This window comes from Rathayibacter sp. VKM Ac-2803, assembly GCF_009807175.1.
Classification (GTDB): domain Bacteria; phylum Actinomycetota; class Actinomycetes; order Actinomycetales; family Microbacteriaceae; genus Rathayibacter.
The window spans coordinates 3,630,686-3,648,458 of sequence record NZ_WUCD01000001.1 but is presented as its reverse complement, the minus strand read 5'-3'; the positions used below and the strand labels follow the sequence as shown (position 1 = coordinate 3,648,458).

The window sequence follows — 17,773 nt, the reverse complement described above, 5'->3', positions numbered from 1 at the left end:
CGGGGGGTGCGGATCGACGGCCGGCCGTCCGCCGCGCTGGAACGATCGGAACGACGGCTCCTCCGCCGGATCGCCCCCTCGATCGAGCGGTCTCCGGAGCCGCGTTCTCTCCAGAAAGGCATCCCCGTGTCGCACCACTCCGCTCCCCCTGCCGCTCCCGCCCGCGTCGTCTCACGCCGCTCGGTCGCTGCCGCTGCCGCCTGGGTGGTGCCGGTGGTCGCGGTCGCCGTGGCCACCCCCTCCGCCGCGGCGTCACTCACGGATCTGCGCGCGTTCCAGCTCACCGGGACGTGCGGGACCCTCGGCGTGGTCGGCCCCGGTTTCCGCTTGACCGCCGCGACCGTGCCACTCCCTGTCGGTACGACGGTCATCATCACGGGGTCGGGAGTCCGCAACATCGGTGTCTTCAGCTCGACGGGCGACGCGACGGCGACCGTCATGTACCTCGGCCCGACGAGCCGCCAAGCCGTGCTCACCTCCGAACTTCCCGCTGGCGGCACGATGTTCCTCCGCACCACGCTGTCGATCTCGGTCCCGTTCGTGCTGAACGCGGTCGCGTCACCGCCGGACGACGCTCCGGCAACCGGAGCGAAGACGACCGCCGTCGTCACCTCGACCTTGATCGACTGCACGGGAGCCTGAGCTCTTCACGCTCCTGCATCGCGCCGGTCCGTCTGTACTCCCTCACGCGACGAAGGCCCTCCCTCTCCTGTGCGGAGGGGGAGGGCCTTCGAGGTGAAGGGAGCCGGGACTCAGCGGCCGTAGGCCGAGGCCGCGGGGCAGTCGAACGGGTCGCCGCCGGCCGAGAGGCCGACGTTGTTGAGGTAGCGGATCACGATCGCGTAAGACTCCCGGAGCGAGGTCTCGGTGTACGGGATGTTGTGGGTCGTGCAGTACTCCTTGGCGATGACCTGCGCGTGGCGCAGCGCCGGGCGGGGCATGTTCGGGAAGAGGTGGTGCTCGACCTGGTAGTTGAGACCGCCCATGTAGAGGTCGGTGACCCAGTTGCTCTTGATGTTGCGCGAGGTGAGGACCTGGCGGCGGAGGAAGTCGACGCGCGCCTCCTTGGGCAGCAGAGGCATGCCCTTGTGGTTCGGCGCGAACGAGGCGCCCATGTAGAGGCCGAAGACGCCCATCTGCACGCCGAGGAAGGCGAAGGCCATCCCGAGCGGCAGGGCCCAGAAGATGACGGCGAGGTAGAGGCCGACGCGGGTGACCAGCATGGCGATCTCGACCCAGCGCTTGTCGACCTTGCCCTTGCCGAAGACGGTGCGGAAGCCGTGCAGGTGCAGGTTGACGCCCTCGAGCAGGAGGAGTGGGAAGAAGGCGTAGCCCTGACGGCGGGTGAGCCAGGCGTAGGCGCCGCGCGAGCGGGCCGCGTCCTCGGGGGTGAAGGAGACGACGTCGCGCTCGATGTCGGGGTCCTTGCCGAGGACGTTCGGGTTGGCGTGGTGGCGGCTGTGCTTGGTCATCCACCACGAGTAGCTGATGCCGACGAACAGGTTCGCTAGCGTGCGGCCGGCGATGTCGTTGGCCTTGCCCGACTCGAACACCTGGCGGTGCGAGGCCTCGTGGGCGAGGAAGGCGAACTGCGTGAGCACGATGCCCAGTGCGGCGGCGAGCAGGAGCTGGAACCAGGAGTCGCCGAGCAGGACGAACCCGGTGACGATGCCGCCGGTGGCGAGCACCAGGGCCGAGAACATCAGGTAGTAGAAGCCTCTGCGGCGGCGCAGCAGGCCCGCGTCGCGCACGGTGCTGAGCAGGCCGGAGTACTCGGTGGTCGGATTCACGCGGCCATCGGTACGAGGGCGGGTGCGGACGACGCGGGGCTTCGCAGCGCTCGACGTGTCGGTCAGGGTGGTGGGGGTGCTCATCGGCGCCTCGCTCTTCTGGGTGGCCATCGGAGATCGACGGCCGCTCGGTGAGCGGTCCCCGGCTGGGCCCGGTCCGCTCCTGGTTCGCCGCGTCCATATGCCGGACGAGGCATGAATCGACCGGTGTCAGGGGCCTTCTGGAAGAGTAGGGGGTCGGCGGTCCCCGGCGCATCAAGACGATTGCCAGTCTTCGCGGCGTGCCGTGTTCAGGGGGCATTCCGGCGCCCTGCGACGGCGATCCGGCTCCGTGCGACAGACGAGCGCCTCCGGCGGGGGTTGACTTCGCACCCCGCCGGAGGCGCTCGTAGAAGCGGTCAGGAGCCGACCGAGTCCTGAGCGCGCGGTGACTTCAGCGCGGCGAGGCGCGCCTCGACCTCGGTCATCTCGCCGAGGTCCTCGAGCGACTCGAACTGCGCGTCGAGGCTCGAGGACGCGAGCTCCTCGGCGCCGCGGACGCGGGCCTCCTCGCGGCGGATCTTCTGCTCGAAGCGGCTCACCTCGCTGGTCGGATCCATGATGTCGATGCTCTTGATCGCGTCCTGGACCTGGCTCTGCGCCTCGACGGTCTTCGAGCGGGCGATCAGCTCGTCGCGCTTGGACGAGAGCTGCTGCAGCTTCTCCCGCATCTGGTTGAGACCGGTCTTGAGCTTGTCGACGACCTCGGTCTGGGAGGCGATCGTCGGCTCGGCGTCCTTCGCCTCGCGCTCCGACTGGATCTGGCGCTGCAGGGCGACCTTCGCGAGGGCGTCGAACTTGTCGGCGTCGGCCGTCGTGCCCGAGGCGCGCAGCTCGTCGGCCTTGCGGCTCGCCGCGAGCGCCTTGCCGCCCCACTCGTCGGCGTTGCGGACGTCCTCGCGGTAGTCGTCCTCGAGCAGCCGCAGGTTGCCGATGGTCTGCGCGATGGCGGCCTCGGCGTCGCGGATGCTGTCGGTGTAGTCGCGCACCATCTGGTCGAGCATCTTCTGCGGGTCCTCGGCCTGGTCGAGGAGCGCGTTGATGTTGGCCTTGGCGAGCTGCGCGATGCGGCCGAAGATCGACTGTTTCTGAGCCATGCTGTCTCTCCTTGCGTGGTGGGTGAGGGGGATTCGAAGATCTCGCGGGTCAGAAGCGTCCGCCGCCGCCGCGACGTCCGCCGCCGCCGCCGCTGCGGCCACCGCCGAAGCCTCCGCCGCCGCCGGACCGGCGGGACGAGCCGCCTCCACCGAAGCCGCCCGAGAAGCCGCCGCCGCCGAAGCCGCCGGAGCGGTAGCCCGAGCGGCGTCCGCCGCCGCCGAGCAGCGAGTCGACGAGGATCCCGCCGAGGAAGGCCCCCGTGGTGTTCCCGCCGAAGGGGCTGCCGACGGCGTTCGGGGCACTGTAGGCGCTCGCCTCCGAGCGCGCCCGGTCGAGGGCCTGCTGAGCGAGGGAGGAGGCGCGCTGCGCGGACGCGAGCGCCTCGCGCGGGTCGGTCGCGGCGATCTGGGCCGCGTACTCGGCGGCGCGGGCGGCCTCCGCGACCCGGGTGCGGGCCTCCGAGCCGACGGCGCCGCGGCGGGAGGCGATGAAGTCCTCGGCGGCCGAGACCCGGCTGCGAGCGGCGGTGAGCTCGGCCGTCAGCGCCGCGCGCTCCCGCTGCTGCTGGGCCTGCGCGTCGCGGTAGCCGCCCACGGCGGTGTCGATGGTCGCATCGGCCGCGGTGAGCCGCTCGAGCAGGCCGAGCGGGTCGCGGGGAGTGGCGGAGGCGTCGCGCTCGATCCCGTCGAGAGCGGCCGTGGTCTCGGCGACCGCGGCTCCGACGTTCTGCGCGAGTGCCGCCGACTCCGGGTCGGTCGACGCCGCGGCGAGCGCGCGGCCCTGGGCGACGTCGGCGCGGATCTCGGCGAGACGGGCGGCGAGCGACCCCTCGGCCTCGCGCAGATCCGTCGCTCGGGTGGCGACCGCGTCGAGCAGGCCGGACGCCTGCTCCGCCGCCTGCTGCCCCGCGCGCAGGAGCACGGCGGCGCGTCCCGTGTCGCCGGACGAGATCGCCTCGAGCGCCGAGCCGGCGCCGTCCCGCGCGAAGCGGAGGCGGTCCTCGGCCTCGTCGGCGTCGTCGCTCACATCGTCGATGGCGGAGGGGGCGTAGCGGGCGGCGAGGTCGGCGAGGATCGAGCGGGTGGGCGAGAGGCGCTCCGAGACGGTCGCGACGCGCGCGGAGAGCTGGGCGGCCACCTCCGGAGCGTTCTTCTCGAGGGCCCGGAGCTGCTCGAACGCCTCGGCCTTCTCGTCCAGCACCCGGTCGATCCCGGCGCAGAGCTCGAGGATCCGCGCGTAGCCGTCGCGGCGCTCCTGGTCGGTCTCGGGCTCGGAGTCGTCGAGGCGCTGCTGCAGGCTGAAGGCCTCGCCGAGCACGCCCTTGGCAGTGACGAGCGCCTCGCGGAACGGGCCGGTGGCGTCGCTGCCGAACTGCGCCTCCGCGAAGCCGACCTCCTGCTCGCTGGTGCGGACGGCGTCGTCGGCGTGGACGAGCGCCGAGCCCGCCTGCGTCGCGAGCTCGTCGAGAGAGGCCTCGACCGCCTCCGCGGCCCTCCTGCGCCGGGAGCGGCCGACCAGCAGCCAGACGACGACGCCCAGCACGACGAGCGCGGCCAGGATCCCGAGGGTGATCAGGAGGCCGGAGCCGAGGGTCTCGCCCGCGGTCGGGGCGTCGAGGCGCGTGCCGATGCCCTCGGCCGCGGCGACCGCGGCTCCGGCCCAGTCGCTCTCGACGAGTCGCGGCTCGATGTCGTCGGTCTGCAGGGAGGAGACCTGGGCGTCGTCGAGCGCGAAGCCCTGGGCGACCGAGACCTGGTACTGCCGCTGCTCGACGGCGACGGCCAGCAGGACGTCGTCGGTGCCGAGCCCGTTGAGGGTCGCCGTCTCGTCGGCCCACGCGGCGCGGTCCGACGGGTCGGAGAAGTCGTCGACGAACGCGACGAAGAGCTGCACGCGGTGCTCGTCGTAGAGCGTGGACGCCGCCTGCTCGACCGAGGCGACGTCGGCGGGGCTGAGCGCACCGGCCGCATCGAGCACAGGGGAGGAGGCGAACGAGACCGGCGACTCGGCGGAGGCCGTCATCGCCGGGGCAATCACGAGGGCGACGGCTGCGGCGAGCGCGAGGAGCGCCTCCGGGAGCCGGCGGCGGTGCTTCGCGGGGTGCCCGCGGAGGGGGGACTCGTCGATCGGTCTCGCCGGCATCGCGCACACTCCTTCGTCGTTCGCCTCCCGAGTGTAGACAGCCCGCGCGTCGCGGAACCGGTCGCGGGCCCGGTGGATGGGAGAACGCCGGGAATCGGAATGCCCCGGCGCCGGGTGCCGTTGCCGGACCGGGGTGGGAGTGCTGCTCGCCGCCCCCCTGTCCTCCGACGAAAGGCGATCCGTGGATCCGTTCTCCCCCCTCACCGCAGGTGACCTCGAGCTGCCCAACCGCATCGTGATGGCGCCCATGACGCGCCTGCGCGCCGACGAGATGGGCATCCCCGGTGCCCTCATCGCCGAGCACTACGCGCAGCGCGCCAGCATCGGCCTCATCATCAGCGAGGGAGTGTTCCCGAGCGCGGAGTCGAAGGGCTACGCGGGCCAGCCCGGGATCGCCACCCCCGCACAGGCCGAGGGCTGGCGCGCCGTCGCCGAGTCCGTGCACGCCGCCGGCGGACGCATCGTGATGCAGCTGATGAACGCCGGGCGCGTCTCGCACACCGACATCACCGGGACCGACCGGATCGTCGCGCCGAGCGCGATCGCGATCGCCGACGAGGTCCGCGTGCCCGACGGCGACAAGAAGCCGTTCCCTGTTCCGCACGCGCTGACCACCGAGGAGCTCGCCGACGTCCGCGACGAGTTCGTCGCCGCCGCGCGCCGCGCGATCGACGCGGGCTTCGACGGGGTCGAGGTGCACTCGGCGAACGGCTACCTGCTGCACGAGTTCCTCTCCCCGGCGTCGAACGTCCGCACCGACGCCTACGGCGGAAGCCCCGAGGCGCGGGTCGCGTTCCCGCTCGAGGTCACGCGCGCCATCGCCGACGAGGTCGGAGCCGGCCGTGTCGGCATCCGCATCTCGCCGAGCCACAACATCCAGGACGTCCTCGAGACCGACGCCGACGACGTGCGCGCCACCTACGAGGCGCTCGTCGACGGCCTCGCGCCGCTCGGACTCGCGTACCTCAGCGTCCTGCACGCCGAGCCCGCCGGAGAGTTCGTGCAGGATCTCCGCACGCGCTTCGGCGGCGTCCTCGTCGCGAACAGCGGCTTCGGCAACCCGACCAGCCGCGAGGAGGCGACCGCTCTCATCTCGGACGGTCACGCCGACGCCGTCGCCGTGGGCCGCCCCGTGATGGCCAACCCCGACCTCGTCGAGCGCTGGCAGGGCGGGCACGCCGAGAACGAGCTCGACCAGGCCACGGTGTACGCCAACGGACCCGAGGGCTACATCGACTACGAGAAGCTCTCGGCGTAGTCCGAGCATTCGGAAGGCCCGCTCCCTCGAGGGGGAGCGGGCCTTCCGTGCGTCAGGAGGGTCAGTCCTGACCCTTGAGCTTCTTCTCGATCGCGGCGTCCTCTTCGGGCGTCAGCTTCTGCTCGACGTCCTCGGGGCCGGCCGTCTCGCCGACGCGGCCCTCGCCGAGGTTGAGGATCGAATCGATCTCGTCGCCCAGGGCCGGGTCACCGGAGCCGCTCACGACTCGTCGCCGAACTCGCCGGCCGAGACCGCCTCGGCGTACTTGCGGAGGTCCGGGCCGGGCTCGAAGTCGATGAAGCGGTCCTTGAGGCGCGCGTTCAGCTCGGCGAAGACGTCCTCCCAGGGCTCGCCCTTCTTGGTCTTCGCCAGATCGAGGACGGCTTCGCGGAGCACCGCGTCGGAGTCGTCGAGGATCTTGGCCCGTGCTTCGTCGTTCCAGCGGATGTCCTGTGCGTCCATGCTCCGACCGTAGGCGGGGCGGCCTCGGCCACGCAGGGACTTGCGCCGCCGCGACGCGAGGCGTAGGCGGGGGATGCCACCTCGCGCGTGCTCCGCCCGCCGCCCCGTCGCGCGAGCCCGCAGCCCACGGCGCCAGTGAGTCTCCCAGGGGCGGCGACTCGCGGATGTGCGGCATCCCTCGCTGATCGAGTAGCCCGCGCAGCGGGCGTGTCGAGATCCATGTCCGTCAGAAGGGCAGGGCTCGAGCCTGATCTGCTGAAGCGGGTGGGTCTCGACACGCCCCTGCGGGGCTACTCGACCAGCATGGAGGGGCAGCGGCTCCGCTGCGAATGCGACCTGGCCCCGTCCTCGCTGATCGAGTAGCCCGCGCAGCGGGCGTATCGAGATCCACGTCCGTCAGAACGGCAGGGCTGAAGCCTGCTCTGCGGGTGGGTCAGCGGGCGCCCCGTCAGGACAGCTTCGACTGAACTTCGCGCTCGAACAGCTCGATGCCCGAGCGGTCGTAGGCGGCGTCCGGGAAGTAGAAGATCCCGTAGTCCATCCCGCGCGACTCCATGTCGCCGAGGCGGTCGAGGATCTGCGCGGGCGTGCCGACCGCGAGCGCGTCGGGGCTGCGGTACTCGCCGACGAAGGCCGCGGCGCCCTCGGCTCCGAGGTACGGTGCCACGCGCTCCTCGAGGCGCTGGAGCCCCTGCTCGACCTCGGCCTCGGTCTCGCCGATCATCACGTTGTAGTTGGCGCTGCGGGTGATCGCCGAGTAGTCGGTGCCCAGGCGCTCGCAGTGACCGCGCAGCACTGCGCTCTTCTGGTCGAACGCCTCCGGAGCCCCGGCGAAGTTGGTGTACTGCGCGTACTGCGCGGCGATGCGCAGCGTGACCTTCTCGCCTCCGCCGGCCACCCACAGCGGGATGCCGTCGCTCTGGAGGGGGAGCGGCCGGTTCTGCGCGCCGTCGACCTGGTAGTGCTCGCCGTCGAGGGTCGAGCTGCCCGTGGTCCACGCCTGACGCATGATCTGCACGCCCTCGTCGAGGCGGCCGAGGCGCTCGCCGATCGACGGGAAGCCGTAGCCGTAAGCACGCCACTCGTGCTCGTACCAGCCGCCGCCGATGCCCATCTCGACGCGGCCGCCCGAGATGATGTCGACCGTCGTCGCCACCTTCGCGAGGTAGGCCGGGTTGCGGTAGCTCATGCAGGTGCACATCTGGCCGAGGCGGACGCGCGAGGTGGTGGCGCCGAACGCGCTCATCAGCGACCAGGCCTCGTGCGTCGCCTCCTCGGTCACCTTCGGGACGGTGTGGAAGTGGTCGTACACCCAGATCGACTCCCAGGCGCCGGCGTCGGCGTGCTGAGCGAGGTCGTTCATGGTGCGCCACTGCTGGGCGGGGTCGATGCCGACGAGGTCGTGGCGCCAGCCCTGGGGGATGAAGAGTCCGAATCGCATGCCGCCGACCCTAGGGCGGCACCGTCGCCGAGTCGAGGGGGTCGACGCCCTCGCGTACGCTCGCAGAAGTGCTCGACTTCACCTCCGACCCGGGTCTCCCGATCATCGCGCTCATGATCCTCGCCGCGTTCGCCGCGGGCTGGATCGACGCCGTGGTGGGCGGCGGCGGCCTGCTGCAGCTGCCCGCGCTGCTCCTCGTCCCGGGGATCTCGCCGGTCCAGGCGCTCGCGACCAACAAACTCGCGTCGATCTTCGGGACGACGACGAGCGCGATCACCTTCTACCGGCGCGCGAAGCCCGATCTGCGCACGGCGCTGCCGATGGCGGCCGTGGCCCTCGCGGGCAGCTACGGAGGCGCGACGCTCGCGGGGCTGCTCCCCTCCTCCGTCTTCAAGCCGATCATCGTCGTGGCGCTGATCGTCGTGGCCGTGGTCACGATCGCCCGGCCGACGATGGGAGCGGCGACGGCGCTGAAGCACGCGGGCCGCCGGCACCTCGTGACCGCGGCGGTGCTCGGGCTGGTGATCGGCTTCTACGACGGGCTGATCGGGCCCGGCACGGGGACGTTCCTGATCATCGCGCTGATCACGGCCCTCGGGTACGACTTCCTGCTGGCGAGCGCCAAGGCGAAGATCGTCAACGTGGCGACGAACCTCGGCGCGCTGCTCTACTTCATCCCCGGCGGCCACGTGATCTGGGTGCTGGGCCTGTTCATGGGCCTCGCCAACGTGGCGGGCGCCTACCTCGGCTCGCGGATGGCGGTGGCCAAGGGGAGCCGGTTCATCCGGATCGCGTTCCTCGCAGTCGTCGGCGCGCTCATCCTGAAGCTCGGGTTCGACGTGTGGAACGAGAACATCGCGCCGCTGCTGGGCTGACGTCACGAGGTCGAAACGCCCGTGACGCGAGGGTGCAACACGCGTCGGACTCAATGGAGGCTCCGCTCACCGGCTCGGGATCGCGTCGGTCCGCCCTCGTCCGACGGAGACTCCGTGAAGCTCGGCATCCTCAAGCACCCCGCCTCCCAGATCGGCATCGCCGCCGTCGCCGGCGTCGTCTTCGGCCTGATCGCCGGCGAGTGGGCCGGGAACCTCGAGTTCCTCGGCCAGATCTTCATCCGTCTCATCCAGATGGCGATCGTGCCGCTGGTGATGGCGTCGGTCATCGTCGCCACAGGATCCATGGGCGGAGTCGGGACGGGGCGCCTGGCGGCCCGCACCTTCGCGTGGATGATCGGCTTCTCGATCGTCGCCGCGTCGCTGGCCGTCGCGCTCAGCGTGCTCCTGCAGCCGGGAGCGGGTGCCACCTTCGAGGGCGAGCTCGACCCCGCGCTCGAGCAGTCGGCGACGGAGGCGGTGGGCTGGCAGGACACCGTGCTCGGCTTCTTCTCGACGAACATCGTCGCGTCGATGTCGACCGCCACGATGGTCCCCATCATCGTGTTCTCGCTCCTGTTCGGCGTGGCGCTGAACAGCTACGTCGCGTCGACGGGCAGCCGGCTCGTGCTCCAGGGCCTCGAGCAGCTCCAGCAGATCCTGCTCGTGCTGATCCGGCTCGTGATGCGCATCGCTCCGATCGGCGTCTTCGCGCTCCTCGCGTCGCTCACCGGCGAGGTCGGCCTCGCGGTCGTCACCACGGCGCTCGCCTACCTCGGCACGACTGCGCTCGGAGTCCTGATCCTGACCGTGGTCTTCGTCGCGGTGGTGGCTCTGCGCACGCGCCTGGATCCTCGTCGCCTGCCGCGCAAGCTCGCCGAGCAGACGGTCATCGCCGTCACCACCACGAGCTCGGCGGTGACGTACCCGACGGTGCTCAGGAACACGGTCGAGAGGATCGGGGTGAGCGAGCGCGTCGCGAACTTCACGCTCTCGATCGGGCTGACGATGGGGTCCTACGGCGCGGTGCTCAACTACACGATCGTCGTGTTCTTCCTCGCCCAAGCGGGGAACGTGACGCTGTCGCCCGCGCAGGTCCTGCTCGGGATGGGACTCGCCATCCTCCTGAACATGGGCACGATCACCGTGCCGGGCGGGTTCCCCGTGGTCGCGCTGTTCCTCGCGAGCACGCTCGGACTGCCGGTCCAGGCCGTCGGGCTGCTCATCGCGGTCGACTGGTTCACCGGGATCTTCCGCACCTTCCTCAACGTGAACGGAGACACGTTCGTGGCGATGCTGGTCGCGAACGCGGACGACGAGATCGACCGGGACGCCTACAACGGCACCCGCGCTCCGGTCGAGGCCGCGCACAACGTCGGCTGAGACCGCTCGTCGCGCACGACGGTGCGCGAGAGGCGGTCCCAGCCGACGATGTGCTGAGGCCGGTCAGCCGAAGGGGATCGCGCCGACCACCACGCCGACCGCGAGCATCACCAGCGAGACGACCACCGCGCGCCAGAGCACCTTGCGGTGGTGGTCGCCCAGGTTGACGGCGGCGAGGGACACCAGCAGCAGGATCGCCGGCACGAGCGGGCTCTGCAGGTGCACGGGCTGCCCGGTGATCGAGGCGCGGGCCATCTCGACCGGGTCGATGCCGTAGTTCGCGGCGCTCTCGGAGAGCACCGGGAGGATGCCGTAGTAGAAGGCGTCGTTCGACATGAAGAAGGTCATCGGGATGCTGAGGATGCCGGTGATGACGGCGAGGAACGGTCCGAGCGCCGGCGGGATGACGTCGACGACCCACTCCGCCATCGCGTCGACCATGCCGGTGCCGTTGAGCACGCCGATCAGGACGCCCGCCGCGAGCACCATCGAGACGACGCCGACGATGCTCGGGGCGTGCTTGACGATCTCGGACGCCTGGTCCTTCATCTTCGGGAAGTTGATGAGCAGCGCGACCGCCGCGCCGACCATGAAGACGTAGGCGAGGGGCAGCACATCGGCCACCAGCAGGGTCATCACGGCGAGGGTCAGCACGAGGTTGACCCAGATGAGCTTGGGGCGGAGGGTCTCGCGCTCGGGGTCGAGCATGGTGTCGGCCATCGCGGTGTCGGCGTCGTCGGCCTGCACGCGGGCGGCGACGGCGACCTGGGCGCCGCGGAGCGACTCCGGGCCCCGGAGGAACGAGAAGCGCTCGCGGGCGACGGTGCGGATGCCGCCGGTGAAGGCGGCGATGCCTCCGCGGGCCTTGTTCGAGGCGCCGACGAGCTCGCGCTCGAGCATCGGCTCGGCGAGGGCGAGCGAGCCGAGGCGGCGGCGCTCGCCGAGTCCGAGGAACCAGGCGAAGACGAGGGTGACGACCAGGCCCACCGCGAGGGAGGGGAGCATCGGCACGAAGATCTCGCTCGGCGAGACCTGCAGGGCGGCGGCGGCGCGCACCGTCGGTCCGCCCCAGGGGACGATGTTGAGGGTGCCGTTCGCGAGACCGGCGACGCAGGTGAGCACGACGGGGTTCATCCCGAGGCGGAGGTAGATCGGCAGCATGGCCGCGGTCGTCACGATGAAGGTGGTCGAGCCGTCGCCGTCGAGCGAGACCGCTCCGGCCAGCAGCGCCGTGCCGAGGACGACCTTGGCCGGGTCGTCGCCGAGCGCGCGGACGATGAAGCGGATCAGGGGGTCGAAGAGTCCGACGTCGATCATGATCCCGAAGTACATGATCGCGAACATCAGCAGCGCGGCGGTCGGGGCGAGGCTGCCGATCGCCTCGAGCACCATGTCTCCGATGCCCAGACCGGCGCCGGCGAAGAGGCCGAAGATCGTCGGCACGACGATCAGGGCGACCATGGGCGTCAGCCGCTTGGTCATGATCAGGGCCATGAAGGCCAGGATCATCGTGAATCCGAGTACTACCAACACTGCTGACTCCTTCGTCGTCGTGCGTCCGGCCGCCGGGGGAGCGTCGGCTCTCCGGGTCGTGGACACACTAGGGAGGCGCGGCCGGGCCGCCGGGGTATCGCTCGTTTGCGCGCGATCTGCGCATAGTGTGGGTTCTGCGCATTCTGCGCAGTGACGACCGGCGAGGAGGCCCGATGCGCTTCGCGACCCACGTGCTCGTGCTGCAGCTCGCGACCGTCTCGGCGGCGGTGCTCGTCTGCGCCGGACTCGTCACGGCGCTCAGCGTGCAGCAGCTCCGCGGCGAGGCGGAGGAGACGGCGCTCGCCATCGCCCGCACCGTCGCCGAGGACTCGGACGTGCGCGACGCCGTCACCGCCTACTCCGCCGACCCGGGGACGCCCTCGCGCGAGCAGCTTCAGGACGGCGTGCTCGAGGACGTCGCCGAAGCGGTCGAGCGGCGCACCGGTGCCCTCTTCGTCGTCATCACCGACGACGAGGGCATCCGGCTGGCCCACCCCGACCCGGCGCGCCTCGGCGAGGTCGTCTCCACGAGTCCGGAGGAGGCGCTCGCCGGCCGCGAGACGGTGTCGTGGGGCACGGGGACGCTGGGGGAGTCGGCGCGCGCGAAGGTGCCGGTCTTCGCGCCGGAGGCCCCGGACGGGGTCGTGGTGGGCGAGGTCAGCATCGGCTTCGCGCGCTCGAGCGTCTTCACCGATCTGCCGACCGCGCTGCTCGGGGTGCTGGCCGCGGCGCTCGCCGGGCTGGCGCTCGCCGTCGTCGCCTCCGTCTTCATCCGTCGCCGCCTGCTGCGGCTCACCCTCGGGCTCGCCCCCGAGGAGCTCACCTCGCTCGTGCAGGACCAGGCCGCCGTGCTCGACGGGGTCGACGAGGGCGTGCTCGCGTTCGACCGCGACGGGCGGATCGGCGTCTGCAACGCCCGCGCCGCCGCGATCCTCGGCTCGGAGGACCCGACCGGGCGCGCCCTGCACGGGCGTCCGCTGGCCGAGCTCGGGCTGCCCACCCCGCTCGCCGACGTGATCGAGGCGTCGCTGCGCTCGCCCGAGCCGCCGGCGGCCGCCGAGGGCTTCGTGGTGCGCTCCCGCATCGTCTACGTCGACATCCGGAGGGTCACCCGCGGCGACCGCGATCTCGGCATCGTGGTCGTGCTGCGCGATCGCACCGATCTGGCGGCCCTCAGCCGCCGCCTCGACGCGGTCGGCGCCATGACCAACGCACTGCGCGTGCAGCGGCACGAGTTCGCCAACCGCCTGCACGTGGTCGCGGGGCTGCTGGACGCCGGCCGCACCGAGTCGGCGCGCGACTACCTCGGCGAGGTGCTGACGCGCGGACCGCTGAAGTACCCCGTGCAGCACGCCGACCGGCTCCAGGAGCCGTACCTCCAGGCGCTGGTCGGCGCGAAGGGGATCGAGGCCGCCGAGCGGGGCGTTTTGCTGACGCTCGGCGAGGAGACGCTCGTGCGCGGAGTCGTCGTCGAGCCGGAGGACGTCGCGACGGTGGTCGGCAACCTCGTCGACAACGCGGTGCGGGCGGCCGTCGAGGGGCGCCGCGACGTGCGCTTCGTCGAGGTCGAGCTGCTCGACGACGGCGAGACCCTGTTCGTGACGGTCGCCGACTCCGGCGACGGGGTGGCCGATCCGGAGTCGCTCTTCTCCCGCGGGGCGACGAGCGGCATCGACGACGACAGGGTGCACGGCCGCGGCTTCGGGCTCCCGCTCTGCCGCGAGGTCGCGGCGCGGCGGGGCGGCGAGGTCTGGCTTGCCGACGCGGGCGGCGACTCCGGGGGAGCGGTGCTCTGCGCCCGCCTGCCCGGGGCCGTCCGGCCGCCCATCGAGGAGGACGACGCATGACGACCGAGGAGCGCACGGTGCTGGTGGTCGACGACGACTTCCGCGTCGCGCAGCTGCACGCCGATCTCGTGGACGCCCGGCAGGGCCTCCGCGCGCTGCCGCCCGTGCACACCGCGAGGGCGGCCAGGGCGGCGGTGCACGAGAGCGCCCCGGATCTGCTGCTGCTCGACGTGCACCTGCCGGACCAGAGCGGGATCGCGCTGCTCCGGGAGCTCGACACCGACGCGTTCGTGGTGAGCGCAGCCTCCGACGGAGCGACCGTCCGTCGCGCGCTGCACGCGGGGGCGCTCGGCTACCTGATCAAGCCGTTCGACGCGCGGCTGCTGGGCGAGCGGCTCGACGCCTACGTCCGCTTCCGCAACGTGCTGCGCGAGGACCGCGTGGCCGATCAGGAGGCGGTCGAGCGCGCGCTGCGCATCCTGCACTCGGGCGACGCGACGGCGGCGCAGCCCTCGCGCTCGGCGACCGAGCAGCTCGTGCTCGCCCGGCTCTCCGACTCCGGCGGCGAGCTCTCGGCCCTCGAGGTCGCCGAGCGCGCGGGCATCTCGCGCGCGACGGCGCAGCGCTACCTCTCGGGGCTCGCGGGGCGCGGTCTGGTCGAGATGACCCTCAGCTACGGCTCGACCGGTCGGCCCGAGCACCGGTATCGCGCGAAGTAGCCGCACAACGAAGGCTGGGACGCGCGATCCGGTCGATCTCTCGACGAATCGGCGTCCCAGCCTCAGTTGTGCGGAGGGATCAGTGCTTGGCGTCCGCGTCGGCACCGGCCGCTGCGGCGACGCGCTGGCGCTCCGCGGCCTCCGCCGCCATCTTCCGGCCCTTCGGGCTGAGGAGCGACGCGATCACGGTGACGGCGAGGACGCCGATGATCACCGTCAGCGAGAGGCCGGTGCTGATCTCGAAGACCTCGACGTGCTCGCCGCCGTTGATGAACGGCAGGGTGTTCTCGTGCAGCGCGTGCAGGATCAGCTTCACGCCGATGAAGGCGAGGATCGCCGCGAGTCCGATGCTGAGGTAGACCAGGCGGTCGAGGAGCCCGTCGATCAGGAAGTAGAGCTGGCGGAGTCCGAGCAGCGAGAACGCGGTCGCCGTGAAGACGAGGTAGACGTCGTTGGTCAGACCGAAGATCGCGGGCACGCTGTCGAGCGCGAACAGGATGTCCGTTCCGCCGATGGCCGCCATGACCAGGATCATCGGCGTGAGGACCTTCTTGCCGTCGATGTGCGTGTAGAACTTGTCGCCGTCGTACTTGTCGCTCGTCTTGAAGAGGCGCTTGGCGAGGCGGACCATCACGTTGTCGCCCGCGTGCTCGTCGCCGGGCTTGACCAGGTTGAAGGCGGTGAGGAGCAGGATCAGGCCGAAGAGATAGAAGACCCAGGCGAACGAGTTGATCAGTGCGGCGCCGAGGAAGATGAAGCCGGTGCGGGCGATCAGCGCGAAGACGATGCCGAAGAGCAGCACCTTCTGCTGGTCGGCGCGGGGCACCTTGAAGCTCGCCATGATGATCAGGAAGACGAACAGGTTGTCGACCGAGAGCGCCTTCTCGGTGATGTACCCGGCGAAGTACTCGGAGCCGGGGGTCGCTCCGCCGAACACGAGCACGCCGATGCCGAAGGCGACGGCGATGCCGACGTAGAGGGCCGACCACTTCGCCGACTCCTTGAGAGTCGGCTCGTGGGCCTTGCGGACGTGGAAGAAGAAGTCGAAGAGCAGGAGCAGGACGATGAAGACGATCGTCAGTGTCCAGATCAGGGGCGACACGGTCATGGGGGGCTGGCCTCGCTCGAGATGGGGTCGGGGACGGTCGCAGGGGTCGATACGTCGCTAGAACGCTAACGATCCCGCTGTTCGGGCACGGTGTCACCGGCTCGATCGTGAGTATCTTCTCAGGTCTCGGTCGCTTAGCGGCGCTGAACGGCCGCGCGGGACGTCCGCCGGGGTGCGCCACACTGGTCGCATGCCCGACACCGCGGTCGACAGGACCTACCAGGACGCCCACGGCGTGACGATCCACTACCGGCACTGGCCGCTCCCGCGGCCCCGGGCGATCGTGCAGCTCGCGCACGGAGTCGGCGAGCACTCCGGCCGGTACCTCGAGGTCGCCGAGACGCTGGTCGCCGCCGGCTACGCGGTCGCCGCCGACGACCACCGCGGGCACGGCCGCACCGGCTTCGAGCAGCACGGCGGGGACGCGTCGCAGCTCGGCCGCCTCGGTCCCGGCGGTCTCCGCGCGACCGAGGACGCGATCACGCTCCTCACCCGCCTGCTCGCCGCGGAGTCGCCCGGCGTGCCGATCGTGCTGCTCGGCCACTCCTGGGGCTCGCTGATGGCGCAGCGGATCGTCGACCGCGACGGCTCCGACTACGCGGCGTTCGTTCTCAGCGGCACGGCGTACCGCCTCCCGGGCTACATGAACGGAGGCGACCTGACCCGCCGCCACCGCGTGCCCGGTGGCCTGAGGCTCGAGTGGCTCTCGCGCGACCCCGAGGTGTGGCAGCGCTTCCAGGACGACCCGCTCACCTTCACCGATCCGCTCGCCAAGCGGGTCGGGGTGCGCGAGACGCTGCGACTGGTGGGGCGGCCTTCGCGGCACCTCGAGCCCGACCTGCCGCTGCTCATCATCGGCGGCTCCGAGGACACCCTCGGCGGCGAGCGCTCGATGCGCGCGCTCGCCCAGGCGTACCGGCGCCGCTCCGGGCTCACCGACGTGAGCGTCCGCGTGTACCCGGAGGCGCGGCACGAGCTGTTCCAGGAGACGAACCGCGCCGAGGTGCTCGCCGACGTGGTCGCCTGGCTCGACGAGCGCTTCCCTGAGGCCCCCGTCGGTCCTCCGGCCTAGGCTGGCGTCATGCATGGCGAGTACAAGGTCCCCGGTGGAAAGCTCGTGGTCGTCGACCTCGACGTGGTCGACGGGAGGTTCGCCGGCTTCCGCCTCGCGGGCGACTTCTTCCTCGAGCCCGACACGGCGCTCGACGACATCGACCGCGCGGTCGTCGGCCTGCCCGCGACGTCCGACGCGAAGACGATCGCCGCGGCCATCCGCCAGGCGCTGCCCGCCGACGCGGTGCTGCTCGGCTTCACTCCCGAGGCCGTGGCCGTCGCCATCCGCCGCTCGCTGCAGCAGGCGACGAGCTGGCGCGACTACGACTGGCGGATCGTGCACGCGAAGGCCGTCTCCCCGGCGATGCACCTCGCTCTCGACGAGGTGCTCACCGCCGCGGTCGGCGAGGGGCGCCGCGAGCCGACCCTCCGCATCTGGGAGTGGGACCAGCCCGCCGTCGTGATCGGCAGCTTCCAGTCGCTCCGCAACGAGGTCGACCTCGAGAACGCGGCGAAGCACGGCGTCGAGGTCGTCCGCCGCATCTCGGGCGGTGGCGCGATGTTCATGGAGGCGGGCAGCGTCGTCACGTACTCGCTCTACGTCCCCGGCGATCTCGTGCAGGGGCTGACCTTCGCCGACTCCTACGCGTTCCTCGACGAGTGGACGATCAGCGCGCTCCAGTCGCTCGGCATCGACGCCGTCTACCAGCCGCTCAACGACATCACCTCGCCGTCGGGCAAGATCGGCGGAGCCGCGCAGAAGCGCCTGGGCTCGGGCGCCGTCCTGCACCACGTGACCATGAGCTACGACATCGACGCCGAGAAGATGGTGCAGGTGCTGCGGATCGGCCGCGAGAAGCTGTCGGACAAGGGCATCGCCTCGGCCGTCAAGCGCGTCGACCCGCTGCGCAGCCAGACCGGGCTCAGCCGCTCCGAGATCATCGACCGGATGAAGGCGACGTTCGTGCAGCTGCACGGGGGCACGGCGGGCGATCTGACCGCCGAGGAGTACGCCGAGGCCGAGGAGCTCGTCCGCACCAAGTACTCGACCGAGGAGTGGCTGCGCCGGGTGCCGTGAGGCGGCGGGC

Annotated in this window: 16 protein-coding genes; 8 read left to right on the top strand and 8 right to left on the bottom strand. The window is 71.4% G+C overall.

Annotated elements, in window-relative coordinates:
- Positions 1-126: 126 nt before the first annotated feature.
- Positions 127-642 carry a hypothetical protein gene (locus GRS96_RS17150; RefSeq protein ID WP_159989037.1) on the top strand — a complete coding sequence of 172 codons (516 nt, stop codon included), beginning with the start codon at positions 127-129 and terminating at the stop codon, positions 640-642.
- 110 nt (positions 643-752) lie between these two features.
- Here GRS96_RS17150 and GRS96_RS17145 read toward each other — a convergent pair whose 3' ends face one another.
- The 3 genes from GRS96_RS17145 to GRS96_RS20510 all read right to left on the bottom strand — a co-directional run bounded on the left by GRS96_RS17145 (position 753) and on the right by GRS96_RS20510 (position 5,069).
- On the bottom strand, positions 753-1,901 hold the full coding sequence (locus GRS96_RS17145; protein WP_235021749.1) for a fatty acid desaturase family protein: 1,149 nt from the start codon (positions 1,899-1,901) through the stop codon (positions 753-755).
- Between the two features lie 287 nt (positions 1,902-2,188).
- On the bottom strand, positions 2,189-2,926 hold the full coding sequence (locus GRS96_RS17140; RefSeq protein WP_159989368.1) for a PspA/IM30 family protein: 738 nt from the start codon (positions 2,924-2,926) through the stop codon (positions 2,189-2,191).
- Between the two features lie 49 nt (positions 2,927-2,975).
- Positions 2,976-5,069 carry a TPM domain-containing protein gene (locus GRS96_RS20510; protein ID WP_204162103.1) on the bottom strand — a complete coding sequence of 698 codons (2,094 nt, stop codon included), beginning with the start codon at positions 5,067-5,069 and terminating at the stop codon, positions 2,976-2,978.
- 181 nt (positions 5,070-5,250) lie between these two features.
- Between GRS96_RS20510 and GRS96_RS17125 the strand changes: the two genes are divergently transcribed.
- Positions 5,251-6,327 carry an alkene reductase gene (locus GRS96_RS17125; protein ID WP_159989036.1) on the top strand — a complete coding sequence of 359 codons (1,077 nt, stop codon included), beginning with the start codon at positions 5,251-5,253 and terminating at the stop codon, positions 6,325-6,327.
- A gap of 61 nt (positions 6,328-6,388) precedes the next feature.
- On the opposite strand, the gene GRS96_RS17120 is transcribed toward GRS96_RS17125, so the two are convergent.
- The 3 genes from GRS96_RS17120 to GRS96_RS17110 form a co-directional block, all read right to left on the bottom strand.
- On the bottom strand, positions 6,389-6,550 hold the full coding sequence (locus GRS96_RS17120) for a hypothetical protein (protein WP_159852578.1): 162 nt from the start codon (positions 6,548-6,550) through the stop codon (positions 6,389-6,391).
- Complete coding sequence (locus GRS96_RS17115) at positions 6,547-6,789, bottom strand: hypothetical protein (protein WP_159852576.1); 243 nt, start codon at positions 6,787-6,789, stop codon at positions 6,547-6,549. Before GRS96_RS17115 ends, GRS96_RS17120 begins: the two co-directional genes overlap by 4 nt.
- A 448-nt stretch (positions 6,790-7,237) precedes the next feature.
- Positions 7,238-8,230 (bottom strand): LLM class F420-dependent oxidoreductase, encoded by a 993-nt coding sequence (locus tag GRS96_RS17110; RefSeq protein WP_159852574.1) that lies wholly within the window; start codon positions 8,228-8,230, stop codon positions 7,238-7,240.
- 113 nt (positions 8,231-8,343) lie between these two features.
- On the opposite strand from GRS96_RS17110, the gene GRS96_RS17105 reads away from it, so the two are divergent.
- Together GRS96_RS17105 and GRS96_RS17100 are read left to right on the top strand one after the other, a co-directional pair.
- A complete protein-coding gene (locus tag GRS96_RS17105; protein WP_159853237.1) occupies positions 8,344-9,105 on the top strand; it encodes a sulfite exporter TauE/SafE family protein in 762 nt (253 codons plus the stop codon).
- Between the two features lie 114 nt (positions 9,106-9,219).
- Positions 9,220-10,485 (top strand): dicarboxylate/amino acid:cation symporter, encoded by a 1,266-nt coding sequence (locus GRS96_RS17100; protein ID WP_159989035.1) that lies wholly within the window; start codon positions 9,220-9,222, stop codon positions 10,483-10,485.
- A gap of 63 nt (positions 10,486-10,548) precedes the next feature.
- Here GRS96_RS17100 and GRS96_RS17095 read toward each other — a convergent pair whose 3' ends face one another.
- Positions 10,549-12,018, bottom strand: a complete 1,470-nt coding sequence (locus GRS96_RS17095; protein ID WP_442966625.1) for a CitMHS family transporter — start codon at positions 12,016-12,018, stop codon at positions 10,549-10,551.
- Positions 12,019-12,191: 173 nt separating this feature from the next.
- On the opposite strand from GRS96_RS17095, the gene GRS96_RS17090 reads away from it, so the two are divergent.
- Together GRS96_RS17090 and GRS96_RS17085 are read left to right on the top strand one after the other, a co-directional pair.
- The gene (locus tag GRS96_RS17090; RefSeq protein WP_159852572.1) at positions 12,192-13,865 is read left to right on the top strand and encodes a sensor histidine kinase; all 1,674 of its coding nucleotides are present in this window, start codon (positions 12,192-12,194) and stop codon (positions 13,863-13,865) included.
- On the top strand, positions 13,862-14,524 hold the full coding sequence (locus tag GRS96_RS17085) for a response regulator (protein ID WP_159852570.1): 663 nt from the start codon (positions 13,862-13,864) through the stop codon (positions 14,522-14,524). Before GRS96_RS17090 ends, GRS96_RS17085 begins: the two co-directional genes overlap by 4 nt.
- Positions 14,525-14,603: 79 nt before the next feature.
- Here GRS96_RS17085 and GRS96_RS17080 read toward each other — a convergent pair whose 3' ends face one another.
- Positions 14,604-15,632 (bottom strand): TerC family protein, encoded by a 1,029-nt coding sequence (locus GRS96_RS17080; RefSeq protein WP_159852568.1) that lies wholly within the window; start codon positions 15,630-15,632, stop codon positions 14,604-14,606.
- Positions 15,633-15,822: 190 nt separating this feature from the next.
- On the opposite strand from GRS96_RS17080, the gene GRS96_RS17075 reads away from it, so the two are divergent.
- On the top strand, positions 15,823-16,704 hold the full coding sequence (locus tag GRS96_RS17075) for an alpha/beta fold hydrolase (RefSeq protein ID WP_159852566.1): 882 nt from the start codon (positions 15,823-15,825) through the stop codon (positions 16,702-16,704).
- Between the two features lie 9 nt (positions 16,705-16,713).
- Positions 16,714-17,763: a lipoate--protein ligase family protein gene (locus GRS96_RS17070; protein WP_159989034.1), complete on the top strand. Its 1,050-nt coding sequence runs from the start codon at positions 16,714-16,716 to the stop codon at positions 17,761-17,763.
- Positions 17,764-17,773 lie beyond the last annotated feature (10 nt).

Excerpts from the sequence above, each read along its gene's own strand:
- GRS96_RS17085 (WP_159852570.1), top strand. The coding sequence starts at position 13,862 with ATGACGACCGAGGAGCGCACGGTGCTGGTGGTCGACGACGACTTCCGC.
- GRS96_RS17140 (WP_159989368.1), bottom strand. The coding sequence starts at position 2,926 with ATGGCTCAGAAACAGTCGATCTTCGGCCGCATCGCGCAGCTCGCCAAG.
- GRS96_RS17080 (WP_159852568.1), bottom strand. The coding sequence starts at position 15,632 with ATGACCGTGTCGCCCCTGATCTGGACACTGACGATCGTCTTCATCGTC.
- GRS96_RS17145 (WP_235021749.1), bottom strand. The coding sequence starts at position 1,901 with ATGGCCACCCAGAAGAGCGAGGCGCCGATGAGCACCCCCACCACCCTG.
- GRS96_RS17070 (WP_159989034.1), top strand. The coding sequence starts at position 16,714 with ATGCATGGCGAGTACAAGGTCCCCGGTGGAAAGCTCGTGGTCGTCGAC.
- GRS96_RS20510 (WP_204162103.1), bottom strand. The coding sequence starts at position 5,069 with ATGCCGGCGAGACCGATCGACGAGTCCCCCCTCCGCGGGCACCCCGCG.
- GRS96_RS17110 (WP_159852574.1), bottom strand. The coding sequence starts at position 8,230 with ATGCGATTCGGACTCTTCATCCCCCAGGGCTGGCGCCACGACCTCGTC.
- GRS96_RS17105 (WP_159853237.1), top strand. The coding sequence starts at position 8,344 with ATGATCCTCGCCGCGTTCGCCGCGGGCTGGATCGACGCCGTGGTGGGC.
- GRS96_RS17115 (WP_159852576.1), bottom strand. The coding sequence starts at position 6,789 with ATGGACGCACAGGACATCCGCTGGAACGACGAAGCACGGGCCAAGATC.
- GRS96_RS17090 (WP_159852572.1), top strand. The coding sequence starts at position 12,192 with ATGCGCTTCGCGACCCACGTGCTCGTGCTGCAGCTCGCGACCGTCTCG.
- GRS96_RS17075 (WP_159852566.1), top strand. The coding sequence starts at position 15,823 with ATGCCCGACACCGCGGTCGACAGGACCTACCAGGACGCCCACGGCGTG.